1 protein-coding gene is annotated in these 2026 nt (G+C 63.9%); it reads left to right on the top strand.

Features of this window, described 5'->3' with window-relative positions; all coding sequences use genetic code 11:
• Window positions 1–676: 676 nt before the first annotated feature.
• Window positions 677–2026 (top strand): cysteine--tRNA ligase (cysS, locus tag IBL25_RS18515; RefSeq protein ID WP_238940526.1); only part of this gene is annotated, 1350 nt, incomplete at its 3' end.

The raw sequence follows: 2026 nt of genomic DNA on the forward strand, positions 1-2026 counted from the left end.
CACCACCCACCAGAGCCTTCAGACCCCCACCCGCAGGCAGTTCCCCCTGCTTGAAAACCTGGCCAAAAGTCGTGACGCCACCGCCAAGAGTATTAGCGCCAGCGTTTTCAAGATTCAGGTTGATCTGCATAAAAAACCCCGCCGATGAAATGTGTTTTACTTGGCTTTACTTCGATCCACCGCGCTGCCGCTTGCGCCTCGAGGCGCTCCGGCGCCGGGAAGGCTCTTCTCAGATCATGTTCACAAAAGCGCGATCTCTCGAGAACGTGATCGCATATTTACGCGGAATGTAAAAGCGTCTGGACAAAACCTGACAAGCTCGCATTGCCGCGAAGTTAATTTCGGCGGGAATTTTCGTAACTGCTTGATTATAAATAGCTTTCTAAGAAGCTAGGCGAGCCTTGCCTGTCTCTTGAAAAGGACATTCTGCCAATGAAATGTAGATTATCGCTTTTAGACAATTAATGAGACAAGAAGGCCATGAAGCTTTGGCTCGACAGGGGTGCCTTCAGGCCTGAATTCGGCTTAAGCTTGAGTTTCTCACGCAAATTCGCGTGATCAAAAGCTGGGGCCTTGGAGCATCCGGGACGATGGCTGCTCCGTTTCCCATCGCGGGCGAGGCGGGCTAGTATCCGCGCCCTTCCTTTCTCGCGATGATCCTGACAGGCCCAGCTGGATGACCGAACTTGCCTTCCACAACAGCGCTACTCGCCGGCGGGAGCCTTTTGCCCCCATCGATGCGCAGCATGTGCGCCTTTATGTGTGTGGGCCGACGGTCTACGACCTGGCGCATCTGGGCAATGCCCGCCCGGTCGTGGTCTTCGACGTGCTGGCGCGCCTGCTGCGCCGCCGCTTCCCGCGCGTCACCTATGTCCGGAACATCACGGACGTAGAGGACAAGATCAACGACCGCGCCCGGGAGAGCGGGGAGCCGATCAGCGCCATCACCGCCCGCACCACCGCCGACTTCCACCGGGACATGGCCGCCCTCGGCGCCCTGCCCCCGGATGAGGAGCCGCGCGCCACCGACAACATCGGCCAGATGATCACCATCATCGAGAAGCTGATCGCTGGTGGCCATGCCTATGCCGCCGAGGGGCATGTGCTCTTCTCGGTGCCGAGCTATGCCGGCTATGGCCAGCTTTCCGGCCGTTCGCCGGAGGAGATGCTGGCCGGGGCGCGCGTCGAGGTCGCACCTTATAAGCGCGATCCCGGCGATTTCGTGCTCTGGAAGCCTTCCGATGCCGAGACCCCGGGCTGGGACAGCCCTTGGGGCCGTGGTCGCCCGGGCTGGCATATCGAATGCTCGGCCATGTCCTGGCGCTACCTGGGCCCGGAGTTCGACATCCATGGCGGCGGGCACGACCTGCTCTTCCCGCACCATGAGAATGAGATGGCGCAATCCGTCTGCGCCTTCCCCGGCAGCCGCTTCGCCCGCACCTGGATGCACAATGGCATGCTGCTGGTGAACGGGGAGAAGATGTCGAAGTCGCTCGGCAACTTCCTCACGGTGCGGGACATCCTGCAGAACGGCCCCTGGGCCGGCGAGGCCTTCCGCCTGTTGCTGCTGAAGACGCATTACCGCGCCGCGCTGGATTATTCGCAGGAGCGGCTGGAGGAAGCGCGGGGCGAGCTGGACGATTTCTACGCCCTGTTGGCGCGCGACCTGCCGCAGCCCGAGGCGGATGACGCCCTGGTGGCCGAGATGGCCGAGTGGGCGCTGGAGCCCCTGGCCGACGACCTGAACACGCCGCTGGCCATCGCCCGCCTGCGCGACCTGCGCACGCTGGAGAATGTGGCGACCGTGGGTGGCTCCGCCACCGCCGTGCTCAGCCGCATCGGCCGGCACTGGGAGCCGGAATCCGGCCAGGCGGCCGCGGCGCTGCGGCAGGCGGCGGAGGTGCTGGGGCTACTCGGCTCCGACCCGCGTGCCTGGCGCCAGGGCGGGGCGGATGACAGCGTGGCGATCGAGGCGGCCATCGCGGCCCGCCTCGCCGCCCGCGCCGCCAAGAACTGGGCGGAAGCG

The sequence above is a fragment of the Pseudoroseomonas ludipueritiae genome (assembly GCF_014490445.1).
GTDB lineage: Bacteria > Pseudomonadota > Alphaproteobacteria > Acetobacterales > Acetobacteraceae > Pseudoroseomonas > Pseudoroseomonas ludipueritiae.